General features: G+C 61.1%; 2 protein-coding genes and 1 pseudogene. 1 reads left to right on the plus strand and 2 read right to left on the minus strand.

Annotated features, from left to right (window positions below):
* Positions 1-226 (minus strand): annotated as a pseudogene (locus EOA24_RS38980) (30S ribosomal protein S4); the annotation flags it as partial.
* A 363-nt stretch (positions 227-589) separates the two neighbouring features.
* On the opposite strand from EOA24_RS38980, the gene EOA24_RS38985 reads away from it, so the two are divergent.
* A complete protein-coding gene (locus EOA24_RS38985; RefSeq protein WP_126082482.1) occupies positions 590-793 on the plus strand; it encodes a hypothetical protein in 204 nt (67 codons plus the stop codon).
* Between the two features lie 73 nt (positions 794-866).
* Here EOA24_RS38985 and EOA24_RS38990 read toward each other — a convergent pair whose 3' ends face one another.
* Entirely contained in the window at positions 867-1,025 is a 159-nt protein-coding gene (locus EOA24_RS38990) for a DUF3008 family protein (protein ID WP_126082481.1), read from the minus strand.
* Positions 1,026-1,070: the final 45 nt, after the last annotated feature.

Here is a 1,070-nt window from a genome sequence, read left to right on the forward strand (position 1 = left end):
CTTCATAGACCTTGCGGAACTGCTTTTCCGAAACGTCGCCGTAGTGACCCTTCAGCTTCTGCTTGGCGCGCAGCTGCAGGCCGAAGTCGGAAAGCTTGCCCTTGCGGCGCTGGCCGTGCTGGCCGGGGCCGTATTCACGCTTGTTGACCGGGGACTTCGGGCGGCCCCAGATGTTTTCGCCGAGACGGCGGTCGATCTTGTATTTCGCGGATTCGCGCTTGCTCATCGCATTCCCTTTCAAAACAATATACCCGAAGCCCCATGGCTCCGGGCGAAGGAAACGCGCCCTCCTCTGGCCTCCGTTTTCGAGACCTGACAGGGTTTTCCACGCAAAGCGACGGAAAACCCACGGGACACGTCAAAAGAAACCACCGGGCGTCGCCACCCGGTGTTGCTGGGCCTGTTAAACACAGATTTAACCGCTGTCAAGCTTGTGGCTGGCGACGCCGACTGCAACTCGATATCATCCCTGCGTTGCATGCGGCGCTGGCTGTGGCGGAAAGTTGCACGCTGGCGGCATAGGGCGGCGTCTTCGGATCCAAACGCCCTCACATGATGAAGGGACTGGAGCAGAGGAGTGCGAATTCCCATGAAGAAATTCTTCCTTACCCTGACCGGAGCCGCCGTCCTGGCCGGGTCGATGGCGGTCATGACGCCTGAACCGGCCATGGCCAGGCATTGGCATGGCCACAAGCAGATCTGCCGCGTCGTGGTGAAGAAAAGAGTCGTCTGGCGCCACGGCCACCGCCATGTCGTCCGCTACAAGACGAAGCACTGCTGGTGGCGCTACTAACCTATTGCGCAGTAGGGGATATTGACGCAGGCCCGCGGCCAACGCCGCGGGCCTTTCATTTCGCCTTCGCGGTCTATGACTTCTTGCTGGGCAGGCCTTTGCGCTTGGTCTCGGCGAATTCCTCGAGCTGCTTCTCGCTCATCGAGTCGTACATCTCGCGCGACGCGCCTTTGAGCTCGCTCTTCTTGGTCTCGCCGCGCCTGGCGGAAAGCGCTGCGCCGGCTGCGGGCATGGCTGTCTCTCCTTTGCTGCGGGAAAAACGCGGAGGCTCTGCAGC

This window comes from Mesorhizobium sp. M2A.F.Ca.ET.039.01.1.1 (genome assembly GCF_003998035.1).
GTDB lineage: Bacteria > Pseudomonadota > Alphaproteobacteria > Rhizobiales > Rhizobiaceae > Mesorhizobium.